Annotated in this window: 17 protein-coding genes; 8 read left to right on the top strand and 9 right to left on the bottom strand. The window is 72.3% G+C overall.

Annotated features, from left to right (window positions below; translation table 11 throughout):
• Positions 1 to 2: 2 nt before the first annotated feature.
• Positions 3 to 2,132: a PQQ-binding-like beta-propeller repeat protein gene (locus ACBR40_RS05900; RefSeq protein WP_371247765.1), complete on the bottom strand. Its 2,130-nt coding sequence runs from the start codon at positions 2,130 to 2,132 to the stop codon at positions 3 to 5.
• A gap of 174 nt (positions 2,133 to 2,306) precedes the next feature.
• On the opposite strand from ACBR40_RS05900, the gene ACBR40_RS05895 reads away from it, so the two are divergent.
• The gene (locus tag ACBR40_RS05895) at positions 2,307 to 3,248 is read left to right on the top strand and encodes a ThuA domain-containing protein (protein ID WP_371247764.1); all 942 of its coding nucleotides are present in this window, start codon (positions 2,307 to 2,309) and stop codon (positions 3,246 to 3,248) included.
• A 19-nt stretch (positions 3,249 to 3,267) separates the two neighbouring features.
• On the opposite strand, the gene ACBR40_RS05890 is transcribed toward ACBR40_RS05895, so the two are convergent.
• The 3 genes from ACBR40_RS05890 to ACBR40_RS05880 all read right to left on the bottom strand — a co-directional run bounded on the left by ACBR40_RS05890 (position 3,268) and on the right by ACBR40_RS05880 (position 7,140).
• On the bottom strand, positions 3,268 to 4,545 hold the full coding sequence (locus tag ACBR40_RS05890) for a hemolysin family protein (RefSeq protein ID WP_371247763.1): 1,278 nt from the start codon (positions 4,543 to 4,545) through the stop codon (positions 3,268 to 3,270).
• Positions 4,546 to 4,780: 235 nt separating this feature from the next.
• A complete protein-coding gene (locus ACBR40_RS05885) occupies positions 4,781 to 5,797 on the bottom strand; it encodes a hemolysin family protein (protein WP_371247762.1) in 1,017 nt (338 codons plus the stop codon).
• Positions 5,794 to 7,140 (bottom strand): hemolysin family protein, encoded by a 1,347-nt coding sequence (locus tag ACBR40_RS05880; RefSeq protein ID WP_371247761.1) that lies wholly within the window; start codon positions 7,138 to 7,140, stop codon positions 5,794 to 5,796. Before ACBR40_RS05880 ends, ACBR40_RS05885 begins: the two co-directional genes overlap by 4 nt.
• Before the next feature lie 212 nt (positions 7,141 to 7,352).
• On the opposite strand from ACBR40_RS05880, the gene ACBR40_RS05875 reads away from it, so the two are divergent.
• Both ACBR40_RS05875 and ACBR40_RS05870 read left to right on the top strand, forming a co-directional pair.
• Entirely contained in the window at positions 7,353 to 8,141 is a 789-nt protein-coding gene (locus tag ACBR40_RS05875; RefSeq protein WP_344207885.1) for an ion transporter, read from the top strand.
• 10 nt (positions 8,142 to 8,151) lie between these two features.
• Entirely contained in the window at positions 8,152 to 9,366 is a 1,215-nt protein-coding gene (locus ACBR40_RS05870; RefSeq protein WP_344207886.1) for an ROK family transcriptional regulator, read from the top strand.
• A gap of 3 nt (positions 9,367 to 9,369) precedes the next feature.
• Here the strand turns inward: ACBR40_RS05870 and ACBR40_RS05865 are convergent, their stop codons facing one another.
• On the bottom strand, positions 9,370 to 10,215 hold the full coding sequence (locus tag ACBR40_RS05865) for a helix-turn-helix transcriptional regulator (RefSeq protein ID WP_371248338.1): 846 nt from the start codon (positions 10,213 to 10,215) through the stop codon (positions 9,370 to 9,372).
• A 166-nt stretch (positions 10,216 to 10,381) separates the two neighbouring features.
• Here ACBR40_RS05865 and ACBR40_RS05860 point away from each other — a divergent pair, with 166 nt between their 5' ends.
• On the top strand, positions 10,382 to 11,323 hold the full coding sequence (locus ACBR40_RS05860; RefSeq protein ID WP_371247760.1) for an SDR family oxidoreductase: 942 nt from the start codon (positions 10,382 to 10,384) through the stop codon (positions 11,321 to 11,323).
• 10 nt (positions 11,324 to 11,333) lie between these two features.
• On the opposite strand, the gene ACBR40_RS05855 is transcribed toward ACBR40_RS05860, so the two are convergent.
• Positions 11,334 to 11,729 carry a tautomerase family protein gene (locus ACBR40_RS05855; RefSeq protein ID WP_371247759.1) on the bottom strand — a complete coding sequence of 132 codons (396 nt, stop codon included), beginning with the start codon at positions 11,727 to 11,729 and terminating at the stop codon, positions 11,334 to 11,336.
• Positions 11,730 to 11,791: 62 nt separating this feature from the next.
• On the opposite strand from ACBR40_RS05855, the gene ACBR40_RS05850 reads away from it, so the two are divergent.
• Entirely contained in the window at positions 11,792 to 12,259 is a 468-nt protein-coding gene (locus ACBR40_RS05850) for a MarR family winged helix-turn-helix transcriptional regulator (protein ID WP_371247758.1), read from the top strand.
• Between the two features lie 42 nt (positions 12,260 to 12,301).
• Here the strand turns inward: ACBR40_RS05850 and ACBR40_RS05845 are convergent, their stop codons facing one another.
• On the bottom strand, positions 12,302 to 12,712 hold the full coding sequence (locus ACBR40_RS05845) for a RidA family protein (protein ID WP_344207890.1): 411 nt from the start codon (positions 12,710 to 12,712) through the stop codon (positions 12,302 to 12,304).
• A gap of 79 nt (positions 12,713 to 12,791) precedes the next feature.
• Between ACBR40_RS05845 and ACBR40_RS05840 the strand changes: the two genes are divergently transcribed.
• Positions 12,792 to 13,163 carry a helix-turn-helix domain-containing protein gene (locus ACBR40_RS05840; protein WP_344207891.1) on the top strand — a complete coding sequence of 124 codons (372 nt, stop codon included), beginning with the start codon at positions 12,792 to 12,794 and terminating at the stop codon, positions 13,161 to 13,163.
• Between the two features lie 36 nt (positions 13,164 to 13,199).
• On the opposite strand, the gene ACBR40_RS05835 is transcribed toward ACBR40_RS05840, so the two are convergent.
• Positions 13,200 to 13,793 (bottom strand): CGNR zinc finger domain-containing protein, encoded by a 594-nt coding sequence (locus ACBR40_RS05835; protein WP_371247755.1) that lies wholly within the window; start codon positions 13,791 to 13,793, stop codon positions 13,200 to 13,202.
• A gap of 56 nt (positions 13,794 to 13,849) precedes the next feature.
• Here ACBR40_RS05835 and ACBR40_RS05830 point away from each other — a divergent pair, with 56 nt between their 5' ends.
• Entirely contained in the window at positions 13,850 to 14,185 is a 336-nt protein-coding gene (locus tag ACBR40_RS05830; protein WP_371247753.1) for a VOC family protein, read from the top strand.
• A 107-nt stretch (positions 14,186 to 14,292) separates the two neighbouring features.
• Here the strand turns inward: ACBR40_RS05830 and ACBR40_RS05825 are convergent, their stop codons facing one another.
• A complete protein-coding gene (locus ACBR40_RS05825) occupies positions 14,293 to 14,892 on the bottom strand; it encodes a TetR/AcrR family transcriptional regulator (RefSeq protein WP_371247752.1) in 600 nt (199 codons plus the stop codon).
• An 84-nt stretch (positions 14,893 to 14,976) separates the two neighbouring features.
• Here ACBR40_RS05825 and ACBR40_RS05820 point away from each other — a divergent pair, with 84 nt between their 5' ends.
• A complete protein-coding gene (locus ACBR40_RS05820; protein WP_371247750.1) occupies positions 14,977 to 15,915 on the top strand; it encodes an aldo/keto reductase in 939 nt (312 codons plus the stop codon).

Below are 15,915 nucleotides of genomic sequence, written 5' to 3'. Positions count from 1 at the left end.
GCTCAGTAAACGACGATCTTGCCGGTGTTCTGCGGGAAGATCGCGTCGTTGTAGAAGTACTCGCCCGGGGTGTCGAAGGTGTGGGTGAAGGACTGGCCGGGCATCAGGACGCCGGTGTCGAACTCGTACTCGAAGAACGAGACGGCGGCGTGTGCGAAGGCGTTGCCGGCCGGGTTGACGAAGGTTACGGTCGTGCCCTTGGGGACCCGCAGGTGCTGGGGTGACATGGCGTTCTGGGCCACGGTGTTCTCGGTCGCGCCGGGCCGCTGGTTCGCCGCGTCCCATACCCGGCCGAGCGTGACCGTGGTGCCGGTGACGGCGGCCGTGCGGATGTCGTTGCGCTTCTTCGGCGGCGTCGGCGTGGCGGCCGGCGGGACCTTGCCGCCGAGCTTGAACGCCCACAGGTGGTCGCCCCTCGGGATGTCCGGGTAGGGCAGGCCGTTGCCGCCCGCCAGCACCGCGACGTACTGCTCGCCGTCGATCTCGTAGCTGATCGGGCTGGTGTGCACCCCGGCGCCGCACTGGAAGCTCCACAGGACGCGGCCGTCGGTGTCGTCCATGGCGTGCAGCACCCCGTCGGGCCCGCCCTGGAACATCACCCGCCCCGCCGTGGTCAGGATGCCGTTGCCGTGGGCGAGTGACCACTCCCGGTCCAGCGTCCACACCGGGGTGTTGGTCCGCGGATCGACTGCCGCGATCCCGCCCGCGAAGTGCTCGCCGAGGGGGCGGGAGGTGTTGACCCGCCCGTCGCGGCTGTTGGAGAAGCCGGAGTTGATCAGCCCGTAGCCGACGTAGATCCAGCCCGTGTGCGGGTTGTACGACAGGTGCGCCCAGTCGGCGCCGCCGCCCGCCCCCGGGAAGATGATCGTCGCCCGGTCCCAGTGCGGCGTGTACAGCCCGCCCCAGGCGTAGAACGGCACCGGCCGGGTGGCCTTGCCGAACTCGGGAGCCTGCGTGATGAACGGCTCGCCGCCCGGGAACGGCTGCGTGGCCGCCGTCTTCTGCCGCGGGTCCTGGGGGACCGGGCGCTCCTCCATGCCGTGCAGCGGCTCGCCGCTGGCCCGGTCGAGGATGTAGAACATGCCGACCTTGCTGCCGTACACCACGGCTTTACGCATGCGGCCCTTGACCTTGATGTCGATCAGCACCGGCGCCATGACGTTGTCGAGGTCCCAGATGTCGTGGTGCACCGACTGGAAATGCCACTTCCGCAGGCCGGTCTTGGCGTCGATGGCCACGATCGAGTTGGCGAACAGGTTGTCGCCGCCCCGGCCGGAGCCGTCCAGGCGCGGGTAGGAGCCGCCGAACGTCCAGTAGACCAGGCCGAGGTCCGGATCGACGGCCGGGTGGATCCACGGGACGGCCCCGCCGGTCTTCCAGGACTCGCCCTCCCAGGTGTCGTTGCCGAACTGGCCCTCGCCGGGGCACGACCAGAACGTCCAGGCGACCTCGCCGGTGGCGGCCTTCAGCGCGTACGCCCGGCCGCGCGCGCCGCCGGTGCTGCCCTGCATGCCGACGTAGATCAGCCCGTCCCAGTAGACGACCGCGCCGGCCAGGGTGCCGGTGAGGCCGCCGCACTGGCCGTTCTGCGGGTCGCAGCCGCCGGTGTCGCCGCCGCCCTCGCCGTCGGTGATGAGCTGCCGCTGCCAGGCGATCTCGCCGGTGTCCTGCTTCAGCGCGTACACGATGTTGGCGCCGGAGGTGGAGAAGACCAGGCCCTCGCCCAGGGCGACGCCGCGCATGTTCGTCTGCCTGGTGCCGAGGTTGGTCTTCCACCTGACGGCGCCGGTCCTGCCGTCCACGGCGAAGACGTTCTGCTGGGTGGTCTGGACGTACAGGACGCCGTTCTGCACGACGCAGGTGCTCTGCTGGGCGGCCGACGTGCTGCCGCCCTCCAGGTTGACGTGCCAGGCGCCGCCGAGCCGCTGCACCGTGCGGGGCGTGATCCGCCTCAGCGGCGAGTAGTTGTGATTGCCCAGGTTGCCGCAGACCTTGGGGAAGTCCTTGCCCGTCACGCCCAGCGACGCGGGCTGCCGCTCCAGCGGCGGGGCGGCGGCCTCGGCGGGGTCGGGGAGGGCGGCGGAGGCGGTCAGCGTGGCTGCCGCGCCGAGGAGGAAGTGACGTCGTTCCACGGGCACCCAATCTTCGGTGGTCCATCAAGCGGACCAGGAGAACCGTAAGACGGACGCACCTTAAGCTCGGGCCGCCGGTGAATTCAAGAGCTTGTCGTGGTGAGGATCTGTCGTTACGCTCAAGCCCCCGAGTGGACCAACTGTTCCACCTAGCGGTCTCCATGCGAGGTGCCCATGCGCAGCAAACTCTCCGTCGCCGCGGCCACCGGAGCAGCGTTCCTCCTGCTCACCGCCACCGCCCCGAGCTCCGCCGCCTCCCCGGAGCCCGCAGGGAACCTCGGCGATCCCGACTACGGCGTCTGCCGCGGCACCGACCCGCGCTGCTACCACGACTGGGGCAACTTCGACCCGGCCAAGGGCTACAAGCTGCTCGTCTACAGCCGTACCGCCGGCCCGCGGCACGCCCACCTCGGCACCCCGCTCGGCCCCGGGCTCAACCCGCCGCTGGGCGACGACAACGTCGCCGTCAGGGCCGTGGTGAAGCTGGGCCAGGAGAACGGCTTCGCCGTCGACTACACCGAGGACGTCACGCAGCTCTCCTCGGCGGGACGCCTGCTGGGCTACAACGCGGTGATGTTCCTGAGCACCACCCGCGACGCCCTCGACGACGCCGCGCAGACGGCGCTGCGCCAGTACGTCAGGGCCGGCGGCGGCTTCATCGGCGTGCACAACGCCTTCGGCACCGAATACAACTGGCCCTGGTACGAAGGACTGCTCGGCAACGCCAACTTCTACGACCACAGCGCCAACCAGCCCGGCACCGTCGAGACCGTCGACCGGCGCGACGCCTCCACCCAGGGCCTGCCCAGGACCTGGGCCTTCTCCGACGAGTGGTACAACCTCGTCCCCGCCCCCACCCGCGTCCGCGTCCTGGCCGAGGTGGACGAGCGCAGCCTGGCCCGGGGCGTACGCGGCAACCTCGGCCACCCCGGGCACGGCGAGCACCATCCGGTGAGCTGGTGCCAGTACTACGACGGCGGCAAGGCCTGGCTGACCACCCTCGGCCACGACGTCAGGGCCTGGACCGACGAGCCCATGGAAGGCGACCAGTACTTCGTCCAGCACCTGCTCGGCGGCGTCAGGTCAGTGCTCGGCATGTCGGCCTTCTGCCGGTGACCGGCGGGCGGAGCCGCGATCACTCTCCGCCCTGCGCGGCGAGGCGCACCTGGGTGATGGCGTGGCGCTCGACGGCCACCACCTGCAGGCGCCAGCCGCCGATCTCCACGCTCTCCCCGGGGGCGGTGGGCACGTGCCCGAGCAGGGTCAGGACGAGCCCCGCGACCGTGGTGTAGTCGCCGTCGGGCCGCTCCTCCAGGTGCACGTCCAGGTCGGGCAGGTCGTGGACGGGGAACGTGCCGGTCAGCAGCAGCCCGCCGTCGGCCTCGCGGACGGCCGCCAGCACGTCGCGGTCGGTCTCGTCGTAGATCTCGCCGACCACCTCCTCCAGGAGATCCTCCAGAGTGACGATGCCGTTGACGGAGCCGCGTTCGTCGATGACGAGGGCGAACTGCTGGCGTTCGGCCTTGAAGCGGCGCAGCGCGTCGGAGACGGGCAGGCTGTCGGGCAGCAGGAGCGGCGGGCGGGCCACGTCGGCGACGGTCGTGGCGTGCTCGTCGGTGAGCAGGTCGCGCAGGTTGACGACGCCGGACACCTCGTCCAGGCCGCGCCCGCCGACGACCGGGGCGCGGGAGTGGCCGGAGGCGGCCAGCAGGCGGCGGGCCGGCTCGACGGGGGTGGCGGCGTCAAGGGTGAAGACCTCGCGGCGGGAGACCAGCACCTCGCGCAGGACCCGGTCGCTGATCTCGACCGCGCCGGAGATGATGAGCCGCTGCTCGGGGGTGAAACCGCGGTGGGTGGCGACCAGGTCGCGGATCTCCTCGGGGCTGATCTCCTCGCGGTGCCGGTCGGGGTCGCCGCCCATGAGGCGTACGGCGAGGTCGGTGGACTTGGCGAGGGCCCAGACGATCGGCCGGGACAGGGTGGCGATGAGGCTGAGCGGGCGGGCCACCAGCAGGGCCCAGCTCTCGGCGCGCTGCATGGCGACCCGCTTGGGCGCGAGCTCGCCGAACACCAGCGTGAAGAACGTCAGCACGATCGTCACCAGCACGATGGCGATCGGGTTCGCGGCGTCGCCGAGGAAGCCGAGCAGCGGCACCAGCGGCTCGGCCAGGGTGACCGCCGCGGTGGCGGAGGCGAGGAAGCCGGACAGGGTGATGACGAGCTGGATGGTGGCGAGGAACTGGTTGGGGTCACGGGCCAGGCGGACGAGGACCTTGCCGCCCGGTCCGCGCTGTTCCAGCCGGCGGAGCTGGCCCTCACGCAGGGAGATCAGCGCCAGCTCGGAGCCGGCGAAGACGGCGTTGAGAATGACCAGGACCACGACGAGGGCGAGCTGAAACCAGTAGCCGTCCAAGGCAGAGGGGCTCCTTGAGAGAACGGTGACGCGGCGCGAAGCCGCCGGGGGAACGCCGAGCGGCGGCTCGGGCGAGAGAAGACCGTGCGCGCGAACGAAGAGGCACCGGGCCACTGCCCGGTCGGGTATCGCACTCTTCCACGGAAGAGCCGTCACTCCACTCGTTCGTTGCGATCAGCACAGGTCTTAGGGCAGAACGGACGAGAACGGGGCGAAGTTCCCAGCGGCGCGGGGCTCACGCGGGGACGAGCAGCGTGGTCAGCAGGTCGTCCAGGCTGACGATCCCCGACACGTGGTCCGTCGCCGTGCGGACCAGCGCGACCTGCCCGTGGACGCTCCGCAGCCGGCTCACCGCCTCGGCGATCGAGGCGTCCTCGGCCAGGTCCGGCAGCGGGTGGGCGAGCTGGGCGGCCGTCGTCCGGGTGTCGCCGCGGCGGCGCGCCAGGTAGGCGTCGCGGACGTGCACCACCCCGGACGGGGCGGTGAGCGGCCCGGCGATGAGGCGGGAGCGCCCGGCACGCAGGCAGGCGTCGATGATCTGCTGCGCGGTGGCGTCGGCGGGCACCGTGACCACCTGGCCGGCCGGGGTGACCAGGGCGGCGATGGGCGCGTCGGGGACGCGCAGGGCCTGGGTGAGGACGGCGTGGTCGTCGGCCTCGATGAGGCCGAGCCGGCGCGACTCCTCCACCAGGTGCCGGAGCTGCGCGGGGGTCCGCGGCGCCTCCCCCTCTCCGCGCGGGTGCACCTTGAACAGCCGCAGCAGGCCGTTGGTGATGCCGTTGAGCGCGCTGATGAGCGGCCGCACCAGCAGGGTGAAGCCGCGGAACGGCAGCGCCAGGACGGTGGCCGACCGCTCGGGGTGCGCGATCGCCCACGACTTGGGCGCCATCTCGCCGAGCACCATGTGCAGGAACGTCACCAGCGCCAGCGCGATCACGAACGCCACCGAGTGCGCGGCCGCGTCCGGCAGCCCGACGGCGTGGAAGAGCGGGGCGAGGGTGCCCGCGATCAGCGGCTCGGACACCACGCCGAGGCCGAGCGAGCACAGCGTGATGCCGAGCTGCGCCCCGGCCAGCATGAGCGACAGCTCCTTGATGCCCGCCAGGGCGGCCGAGGCGGCCCGGCTGCCCGAGGCGGCGGCCTTCTCCAGGCGGTGGCGTTTGGCGGCGACCAGCGCGAACTCGGCGGCGACGAAGAAGCCGTTGCCGACCAGCAGGAGCAGGGTCAGGACGAGACCGGTGGTCACACTCACTGCTGCTCCTCGCTGTCGTCCCGGTAAGGGGTCAGGCGGACGCGTTCGGGGACGTGCCGGCGCAGGGTCAGGACCTCGACGCGGGCGTGCGTGGGGGCCTGGTCGTCCAGGGTGGCGGGCAGGCTGACGGTGATCGTCTCGCCGGGGGCGGCGAAACGGCCGAGCCGGTGCAGGACGAGCCCGGCGAGGGTGTCGTACTCGTCCTCGTCGGGCAGGGCCAGGCCGGTGGCCAGGGCGATCTCGTCGATGCGCAGACCGGCGTCCACCTCCCACGCCTCGCCCTGCCGCACGACGGCCGGGGCCTCCACGTCGTTCTCGTCGGCGATCTCGCCGACCAGCTCCTCGGCGACGTCCTCCCAGGTGAGCAGCCCGGCCAGGCCGCCGTGCTCGTTCACCACGCAGGCCACCTCCTCGCCGCGTTCGTGCATCTGCCGGGCCAGGTCCGGCAGCGCGAGGGAGAACGGGACGACGAGCACGTCCCGGCAGATGCTGCCGATCCGGACGCGGCCGGCGTCCTCGGGCGCGACGGCGGCGGCGTCGCGCAGGCTGACCACGCCGACCACGAGGTCGAAGGTGGCGCCCAGCACCGGGTAGTGGGTGTGGCCGTGCGCGGCGATCAGCTCGTCCAGATCCGCGACGGTGGCGATCGCGGGGACGGCGACGACGTCCACGCGCGGCACCATGACCTCCTCGGCGGTGTGCTCGGAGAAGGCCAGGGCCCGCTCCAGCACGTCGGCCTGGCTGCCGGGCAGGTGACCGTGCGCCTCGGACTCGCCGATGATGTGGCCGAGCTCTTCGAGGGTGGCGCCGTGGTGCAGCTCCTCGACCGGTTCGATGCCCACGGCGCGCAGCAGCCGGTTGGCCGCGGTGTCGAACAGCCTGACCACCGGTCCGGCGATCTTCAGGTAGACCAGGGTGGACCCGGCCAGCGCGCGGGCCAGCGGCTCCGGCCTGGCCAGGGCGAGGTTCTTGGGGGCCAGCTCGCCCAGCACCATCTGGATGACCGTGGCCAGCGCGAACCCGATCGCCAGGGCGACGGCGTCCACCAGGCCGGCGGACAGGCCCAGCGCGGTCAGGGCGGGGGCGATGAGCTCGGCCAGCGCGGGGCGGGCGATGAACCCGACGACCAGGGCGGTGACGGTGATGCCGAGCTGGGCGCCGGACAGCATGAACGACAGCCGCTCCATCACCTGGACCGCCTTGGCGGCCTTCCTGTCGCCCGCCTCGGCCTGGGTGACCAGGGTGAGCCGGTCGGCGCTGACGTAGGCGAACTCCTGGGCGACGAAGTAGCCGGTGGCGGCGGTGAGGAGGAAGACGGCCAGCAGGCCGAGGGCCACGCTCACCTGGCACGCCCTGGTCCGAATCGCGGGCGGGTCAGGTTCGCCGACACGTACGCTCCCTTCTGTCTCACCGGACGGACCGGTGTCATTCGACGCTAGCGGATTCGTGCACTCAGCCGCTAACCGGGGCGTATTGCCCGGCATCGGGCTCGCACCTCCGGCCGTTCCCCCTACGATGATCGACGATCATGATCCTCTTCCAAGGACGGCCGGAAGTGTCCAGGCAAGAACGCGTTCGAAGGTTCCTGGAGAACCGGCTCGTGCAGCGAGCCGTCATCGTCGTGATCGTCGTCAACGCGATCACCATCGGCATGGAGACGAGCTCCCGCCTCATGGACGAGATCGGCGGCCTGCTGCACGCCGTCGACCGGATCGCGCTCGTCGTCTTCACCACCGAGATCGCCGCCCGCCTGTACGCCTACCGCAGGTCGTTCTTCAAGGACCCCTGGAACTGGTTCGACACCGTCATCGTCGCCGTCGCCCTCATCCCGGCCTCCGGACCCACGTCGGTGCTGCGGGCGTTGCGCATCCTGCGGGCGCTGCGGCTGGTCTCGGCGGTGCCCAGCATGCGCCGCGTGGTCGGCGCCCTGCTGACCGCGATGCCGGGCATGGCCTCCATCATCGGGCTGCTGGTCCTGCTGATCTACATCGCGGCGGTCATCGCCACGAAGCTGTTCGGCGACATCGTGCCCGAACGCTTCGACGAGCTGCCGCGCTCGCTGTTCACCCTGTTCCAGATCATGACCGGCGACGACTGGGGCAACGTCGCCCAGGACGTCATGGAGCACAAGCCGTGGGCGTGGCTGTTCTTCATCGCGTACATCCTCATGTCCACCTTCGTCGCGCTGAACCTGTTCATCGCGGTCGTGGTCAACGCCATGCACGAGAACGAGCCCTCGCCGGCCGAGCTGCAGACCCGGGCGGAGCTGAACGCCGTCAGGCAGGAGCTGGCCGCGCTGAACGCCAAACTGGACCAGCTCCTGCTGCGGGACGAACCGTCCTAGGCTGGTGGCGATGACGGGATCGGCGGCGGGCGCGCGGACGCAGGAGCAGATGCGGCAGCGGAACCTCAGCGAGGTGCTGCGCCGCGTCCACCAGGACGGAGCCGTGTCACGGGCCGCGCTCAGCCGCCGGATGGGCCTCAACCGCAGCACCATCATGGACCTGACCGCGGAGCTCGCCGCGGCCGGGCTCGTCCGCGAGGGCGTCCCCACCGGTCAGGGCCGCGCCGGGCGGCCGTCCATCGTCGTCATGCCCGAGCAGGGGACGGTGTACGGGCTCGCGTTCGACGTGGCCGTGGACCGGCTGCTCGCGGCCCGGGTCGGGCTCGGCGGCCGGATCCTCGACCGCCGCGAGGCCGTACGCGCCCGCGCGGGCGTCGACCTGGAGGACGTCGTCGGCGTCCTCGCCGCCTTCGGCCGCGAGCTGGTCGCCGGAGCCCCTCCGGACGCGGTGTGCGTGGGCGTGGGCGCGTCCTACTGCGGGCTGATCAGGCGCGCCGACGGCACCGTCCGCTACGGCCCGCACCTCGGCTGGGTGGACCAGGCGTTCGGCCCGGAGCTCGCCGCCGGGCTCGGCCTCGGGCTTCCCGTCGAGGTGGGCAACGAGGCGCACCTGGGCGCGGTGGCCGAGCACGTACGCGGCGCCGGACGCGACGTGGACAACCTCGTCTACCTGCACGGGGACGTCGGCGTCGGCGGCGGCATCATCGTCGGGGGCGACCTCCTGGACGGCGACGCGGGCTACGGCTGCGAACTCGGGCACATGCTGATCAACCCGTTCGACGGGCGGCCCTGCCTGTGCGGGTCGCGCGGCTGTCTGGAGGCCGAGGTGGGGGAGGAGGCGCTGCTCGACTACGCGGGACGCTCCGGCGACCTCATCGGGCGCCCCGGCATCCGGGCGGTCGTCGCCCTCGCCGGGGCCGGTGACGCGCGGGCACGGGACGCCGTCGGCCGCGTCGGCGACTGGCTCGGCGTCGGCGTCGTCAACCTCATCAACCTGTTCAACCCGGCGCTCGTGGTCTTCGGCGGGATGCTCCGCGACATCTACCCGGCCGCCGCGCCGCGCGTCCGCGCCCGGATCGACGCGCATGTCCTGCCGGTGTCGCGCGAGCGGGTCCGCCTGGCCGTGACGGCCCTGGGCGACGACACCACGCTCGCCGGAGCCGCCGAGCTCGCCTTCGCCGACCTGCTGGACAACCCGCTGAACGCCTTGGCCACCCGGCCCTGACGTTCACGTCATATGGAGGGTCTGGGTGCCGATGACGGACAGCACCTGCAGCTTCTCGTGGCTCTCGCTGCCGGGGACGGCGGTGTAGACGAGCAGCCAGTGCGCCTGATCCGGGTCGATCAGCCGCTGGCAGGTGAGCTCCAGCGCGCCGACCTCGGGGTGGACGAAGTGCTTGACGTCCTTCGGGCGGATCCCGATCTCGTGGTCCTGCCACACCCGCCGGAACTCCTCGCTGTCGGCCAGCAGCAGGTCCGCGAGGTGCGCGGCCCGTGATCCCGGCCCGCGCAGGGTGACGATCTCGCGCAGCCCCGAGGCGTACATCCTGGTCAGGAACGCGTGCTCGCCCGGCGCGTAGAGCCGCCGCGCGGCGGGGTCGGTGAACCACCGGTAGCCGATGCTGCGGGCCGGCCCGGTGTAGCGGGTCGTGTCGCCGGTGAGCGCGACCCCCATCGGGGTCTGGCGCAGGGTCTCGCCCAGCTCGGTGACGATCTCCGCGGGCGTGTCGGTCAGCCGGTCGAGGATGCGCAGCAGGCCGGGGCTGATGTGGTCGCCGGAGGTGCCCCGCGCCGGCGGGTTGTGCCCGGCGAGGCGGAACAGGTGGTCCCGCTCGTCGAGCGACAGGTGCAGCCCCTGCGCGATCGAGGCGAGCATCTGGAGCGACGGCTGCGGCCCGCGCTCCCGCTCCAGCCGGGCGTAGTAGTCGGCCGACATGTTGCACAGGGAGGCGACCTCCTCGCGCCGCAGGCCGCTGGTCCTGCGGCGCGGCCCGCGCGGCAGGCCCACGTCCTCGGGCTGCAGAGCCTCCCGGCGGTTGCGCAGGAACTCCGCCAGCCCGGCCCGATCGATCACCACATGTCCTCTTCCTCTGGGGTGCGGCCCTTTTGGGGTACGGCCTTTCTAACAGCTGCGCGCCACGGCAGCCACGGACCGGTGAGCCGGGGATGGGCGGGTCCTGGATCCGCCCGTGCCGTCCGCCGAGGATCGAGGGCACGCCCACCCGAAGGAACAGGACCTCATGTCACGTACCCGAACCGACCTCACCGTGCCCGATCTGTCCGGCAAGCGCGCCGTCGTCACCGGGGCGAGCGACGGGATGGGCCTCGCCATGGCCACCCGCCTGGCCGCGGCCGGCGCGGAGGTCGTCATGCCCGTCCGCAACCCGCGCAAGGGGGAGAGCGCGCTCGCCGCGATCAGGCGGGCCGTCCCTGGCGCGGACGTCTCGCTGCGCGCCCTCGACCTGTCCTCGCTCGGCTCCGTCGCGGCCCTCGGCGCGGACCTGTGCGGCGAGGGCCGCCCGATCCACCTGTTCATCGGCAACGCCGGCGTCATGACGCCGCCCGACCGGCAGACCACCGCCGACGGGTTCGAGCTGCAGTTCGGCACCAACCACCTGGGGCACTTCGCCCTTGTCGGGCACCTGCTGCCGCTGCTGCGCGCGGGGCGGGCCCGCGTCACCTCGCAGATCAGCATCGCCGCCCGCCGCGGCGCCATCAACTGGGACGACCTGAGCTGGGAGCGCGGCTACCACGGGCAGCGTGCGTACAGCCAGTCGAAGATCGCGTTCGGGCTGTTCGGCCTCGAACTGGACCGGCGCAGCAGGGCTCACGGCTGGGGCGTCACCAGCAACCTCGCCCACCCCGGCGTGGCGCCCACCAGCCTGCTGGCCGCCCGCCCCGAGCTGGGCCGCAGCCGCGACACCCCGCAGGTCCGCCTGATCCGGGCGCTCTCGGCCCGCGGCATCCTGCTCGGGACGGTCGAGACGGCGCAACTGCCCGCCCTCATGGCCGCCACCGGCCCCGACGCCAGGCCGGGAGCCCTGTACGGGCCCAGCGGCCCCGGCCACCTCGGCGGCCCGCCCGCCGAGCAGCCGCTCTACCCGCCGCTGCGCAGCACCGCCGACGCGGCCCGGATCTGGGCGGTCTCGGAGGAGCTGACGAAGGTCTCCTACCCGGCCTGACCTGCCCCGCTCAGCCGGCCTGGCGGTCGACGATCACGCCGCCGATCCCCGTACGGCCGGCCGGGGTGGCGACGAGCTCGACGGTGATGCTGTCGCGCAGATGCGCCCCGAGGACGCCGGCGACGGCGTCGGTGACGGTCCGCACGAGCCGGTCGGCGATCTGGTCGCTGTCGGGGCGGGTGAACGCCGCCTCCCGTACGCCGAACGTGATCGCGGGCGCGGCCTCGTCGGCCGGCTTCCCCCGCAGGCCCCACCGCCCAGGGGGCACGCCGTCGAGGTGGATGACGGCGATGTCGCGCGCCCATTCGCCGTACACGCTCACCACCGCGTCGGTCAGCGCGGCGATGAGGGCCGTCTCGTTGCCCTGGAGCTGCGGCTCCAGGGCCCGGACCGTCAGATGTGGCATCGTAGGACTCCTGTTTGTTCCTAAATTAGCTTTGATGTCAAAGGTAATAGGCGAGGTGTCCCATGGTCAACGACGCGGACGGCATGACCACCGATCAGGCGGTGCGGTCCATGCTGCTGCTGATGCCCCGGCTCGTCGGGCGGGCCAAGCGGCTGCCCGTGCCCGAGGTGCTGCGGACGCTCGACCTCGCGCCCCGCCACCTGTCGCTGCTGGCCTACCTGCAGTACGACGGCTCTCTCACGGTGAGTCAGCTCGCCGAGCGCCTGGAGATCGCGCCGACGACCGTCAGCCTCATGGTGGGCGACCTGTCCCGCCGCGGCGTCCTGACCCGCGAGGAGGACGACGCCGACCGGCGGCGGCGGGTCGTCGCGATCGCCCCCCGGTACGTCGAGCCGATCCGCGAGTGGCTGTCGGGCAGCGCGCTGGCCTGGGCCGAGGTCCTGGCCGGCCTCACGCCCGCCGAGCGCGCCACGATCGTGCGCACGATGCGGGCCTACGAGACCGCCCTGGGCAGGCGCAGGCACGGCTGAGCCCGGTTGCCCCGGGCGTGCTCCCGCGGCGAGCGACCGGGCTCAGTCGAGCAGCGCGGTCGCCTCGACCTCGACGAGCACGTCCGGCTCGAAGAGGTGGTCGACGCCGATGAGGGAGGCCGGTGGCATGGGGAGCCGGAGACCGATCTCCTCGGCGACGGCCTCGACCCCGGCCATGAAGTCACCGATCTTCTCCGGGCTCCACCGGGTCACGTAGAACGTCAGGCGCACCACGTCCGCGAACGAGGCTCCCGCGCCCGCCAGGCCGAGAGCGGTGTTGCGCAGGGCCTGCGCGACCTGTCCGGCCAGATCGCCGGGGGCCACCGGGGTTCCGTCGGCCTGCCGTGCGATCTGCCCGCTGACGTGGACATGGGTCGTGCCCGTGCCGACGGCGACGTGGTGGTAGGGGGTGGGCTGCAGCATGCCTTCAGGGGTGAAGTGCTTGACGGTCATGGCTGTTTCTCCTTGTCCCAGTAGGTATCTGTAAGCTACTTAGTAGGAGAAGGACACTTCAACGAGACCAGGTTTCGCCATGGATACCGACAGCGAGCTCCGCATCGACGCCCCGCACCGCGAACTCCTCGACCAGGTGCTCGACAAGTGGTCCCTCGGGGTGCTCAACGAGCTCTGCGAACGCCCCTGCCGCTTCAACGAGCTACGCCGGGCCATCCCCGCGGTCACGCAGAAGTCGCTGACCGCGACTCTTCGCCGTCTTGAGCGCAACGGGGTGATCGAACGCGAGGTCGTCTCCACGCGGCCGGTGGCGATCATGTATCGGATCACCCCGCTCGGCAAGACCTTGCGGCAGCCCATCGACGTACTGCTGGCCTGGGCCGGCGAGCACATGCCCGCCATCGAACGCGCCCGCGACGCGTTCGACCTGCGCGAAGACACAGGCCTCTGAGAGATCCCACCGGGAGCCGGGTGGCCGAGAGGCCGGTCAACGGCCTCCGGATCTGCGGTGGTGGGAGGCGCGGGCTTTGGCGCGGTTGCCGCAGAGCTCCATCGAGCACCAGGTCCGGCGCCGGTTGCGGGAGTGGTCGTAGTAGGCCCATCGGCAGCTCGGCTCCCGGCAGGCCTTCAGCCGCGTCCACGTGCCGTCCGCCACGGCCTCGGCCACGACGGCGAGCAGCCCGGCCAGCGCCGCCTCCACCGGCCCCGGGTCGCGGGCGACCAGCCGGGGCGGGGAGACGGTCACGTCGAGCATCAGCGGGAGGTCGCGAGTGAGCTCGGCGAGCTCGGCGCGGGCGGCGGGGTCGAGGCCGTCCGGGCGCGGGCTGGAGACGGGCTCCTCGTTGTTCGCGGCGATCAACGCGCGCAGTCCCTCGCGGACCCGTCCGGCGCGGTCGCGCTGCTCGGCGGTCACCTCCGTGCCGGCGGGCACGAGGCCGCGGGCGTGCAGCCATGTCGCCAGTTGATCCGGCGTCGCGAGCTCGTCGCCGTCCTGGTGCCGGGTGTTGATGAACTCCTCGATCACGCGCAGCGGCTTCGGCGCCATCCCTGCCTCGGGCTCGGTTGCGCGCTGATTCTCCACGCCTCGCAGCCTATCCGACGTAAGCCTTACGACAGTTAGATGAGAAGGGATCGCTGATGAGCATCAGCATCGGCAACATCGGCATCGACACGAACGACCTGGCCGGCAGCACCGCCTTCTGGCAGGCGGTCACTGGCTACCGGGTCGCGTCATCGGACGAGGTCGCCGCCTACCTGGAGGACGCGAACAAGAGCGGCGTCGGCCTGTCCCTGCAGGCCGTACCCGAAGGCCGGGAGGGCAAGAACCGGCTGCACCTGGACCTGTTCACCGACGACCTGGCGGGCGAGGTCGACCGGATCCAGGCCCTCGGCGCGAGCGAGGTGCGGCGCTTCGACAGCTGGGTCGTGCTGGCCGACCCCGAGGGCAACCAGTTCTGCGTCGTCGCCGCATAGCCGCACGCGCCGGCGCGTCACTGCCGGTCGCGGTCCCCACGTCGGCCCGTACGGTCCGCCCGTTCACCGCGAGGCGTTGACCGTCGAGGGCGGCGGCCTGCTCACCGTCAGCCGGTAGCCGGTCGTGGGCGGAGCGCGTCGGTGAGGAGGTCGAGCAGGCGGTCGGTCTGCTCCTGGGGGGCGCCGGCGGTGATGGCGAGGAACACGCCGACGAGCAGGGCGGTGACGTCCTCGACGGCGACGTCGGCGCGGAGGGTGCCCTGCGCCGCGCCCTCGCGGAGGATCGTGGCGATCGTGGTGGTGACGCGCTCGCGGGAGGGGGGCGCGATGCGTCCGGAGGCGTACCCGGCGCGCAGCGTGTCCATCATCCCGCGTTTGGTGGTGACGAAGGCGGCGTAACGGCCCAGCCAGGTCCGCAGCGCCACGTCGGCGGGGTGCCGGCCGAGGAGGGCGGAGACGCTCGTGGTGACGGCCTCGAGCTCGGCCGCGTAGACGGCGTCGACCAGGTCCTCGCGGGTGGGGAAGTGGCGGTAGAGGGTGCCGATGCCGACCCCTGCCTGCCGGGCGATGGCCTCCAGCGCGACGGGGCCCTCGGCCGCGGCGAAGGCGGCCTGGGCGGTGGCGATGAGCTTGTCGCGATTGCGGCGCGCGTCACGGCGCCCCGGCTGCTGAGCGGGCTGGGGCGGAGTGGTCTCGGGCAGACTCAAAACGGAGGCACCTCCGGTAGTGCTACAGTGGAAGTAACGGAGGCACCTCCGTTTCCTCCATCCTCTCATGAGGGCAGGTCACCCATGACGTCCCCGTCCTTCCCCGCCACCCCTGCTCCGCGCCCCGGAGGCGCCGGCGAACTGGCCGGCCGTACGGTCTCCCGCGTGGGGTACGGCGCGATGCAGCTGGAGCGCCTGCACGGCGACCGCCGCGCCGCCGTCGCCCTGCTGCGCCACGCCGTCGAGCTCGGCGTCGACCACGTCGACACCGCCCAGTTCTACGGCGACGGCTTCGTCAACGAGGTCATCCGCGAGGCGCTCACGCCCGAGGACGACGTCCTGGTCGTCAGCAAGGTCGGCGCCGTCTCCGACCCCGGCGGCCCGTTCCCGCTGCGGCTGGCGCAGCGGCCCGAGGATCTGCGGACGAGCGTCGAGGACAACCTTGCCACGCTCGGGCTGGAGCAGATCCCGGTGGTCAACCTGCGCCGTACGGACTCCGGGATCAGCGTCCCCGTCCCCGACGACCAGATCGTCGGCCTCGACGACCAGCTCGCCGAAATGATCGCGCTGCGCGAGGAAGGCAAGATCGGCGCGATCGGGCTGAGCAGCGTGACCGCGGACATCCTGCGCCGCGCGCTGCCGGCGGGCATCGTGTGCGTGCAGAACGCCTACAGCCTCGTGTCCCGTGACGACGAGGACGCGCTCCGGCTGTGCGAGGCCGAGCAGATCGCCTGGGTCCCCTACTTCCCGCTGGGCGGCGCGCTCCCGGGGCTGGCGAAGGTGGCCGACGAGCCCGCCGTGCTCGCCGCCGCCGAGCGCCTCGGCTGCACCCCCGCCCAGGTCGGCCTGGCCTGGCTGCTGCGCCACTCACCCCGCACGCTGCTCATCCCCGGCACCGCCGACGCCGGCCACCTCGAGGCGAACCTGGCCGTGGGCGCGATCACCCTCGACGACCAGACCCTCGCCGCCCTCGACGCCGTCCCCACCCGCCCGTTCACCGCACTGCGCCCTTCCAACTCTTGA

It is taken from the genome of Nonomuraea sp. AD125B, from assembly GCF_041402765.1.
Taxonomy (GTDB): domain Bacteria; phylum Actinomycetota; class Actinomycetes; order Streptosporangiales; family Streptosporangiaceae; genus Nonomuraea; species Nonomuraea bangladeshensis.
The sequence above is the reverse complement of the archived record's forward strand: the minus strand, read 5'-3'. Positions and strand labels throughout refer to the sequence as shown.

What these genes read in the sequence shown, in the direction of transcription:
- ACBR40_RS05895 (WP_371247764.1), top strand. Translation starts at nt 2,307, where the DNA reads ATGCGCAGCAAACTCTCCGTCGCCGCGGCCACCGGAGCAGCGTTCCTC.
- ACBR40_RS05845 (WP_344207890.1), bottom strand. Translation starts at nt 12,712, where the DNA reads ATGACCGTCAAGCACTTCACCCCTGAAGGCATGCTGCAGCCCACCCCC.
- ACBR40_RS05820 (WP_371247750.1), top strand. Translation starts at nt 14,977, where the DNA reads ATGACGTCCCCGTCCTTCCCCGCCACCCCTGCTCCGCGCCCCGGAGGC.
- ACBR40_RS05860 (WP_371247760.1), top strand. Translation starts at nt 10,382, where the DNA reads ATGTCACGTACCCGAACCGACCTCACCGTGCCCGATCTGTCCGGCAAG.
- ACBR40_RS05850 (WP_371247758.1), top strand. Translation starts at nt 11,792, where the DNA reads ATGGTCAACGACGCGGACGGCATGACCACCGATCAGGCGGTGCGGTCC.
- ACBR40_RS05840 (WP_344207891.1), top strand. Translation starts at nt 12,792, where the DNA reads ATGGATACCGACAGCGAGCTCCGCATCGACGCCCCGCACCGCGAACTC.
- ACBR40_RS05830 (WP_371247753.1), top strand. Translation starts at nt 13,850, where the DNA reads ATGAGCATCAGCATCGGCAACATCGGCATCGACACGAACGACCTGGCC.
- ACBR40_RS05855 (WP_371247759.1), bottom strand. Translation starts at nt 11,729, where the DNA reads ATGCCACATCTGACGGTCCGGGCCCTGGAGCCGCAGCTCCAGGGCAAC.
- ACBR40_RS05870 (WP_344207886.1), top strand. Translation starts at nt 8,152, where the DNA reads ATGACGGGATCGGCGGCGGGCGCGCGGACGCAGGAGCAGATGCGGCAG.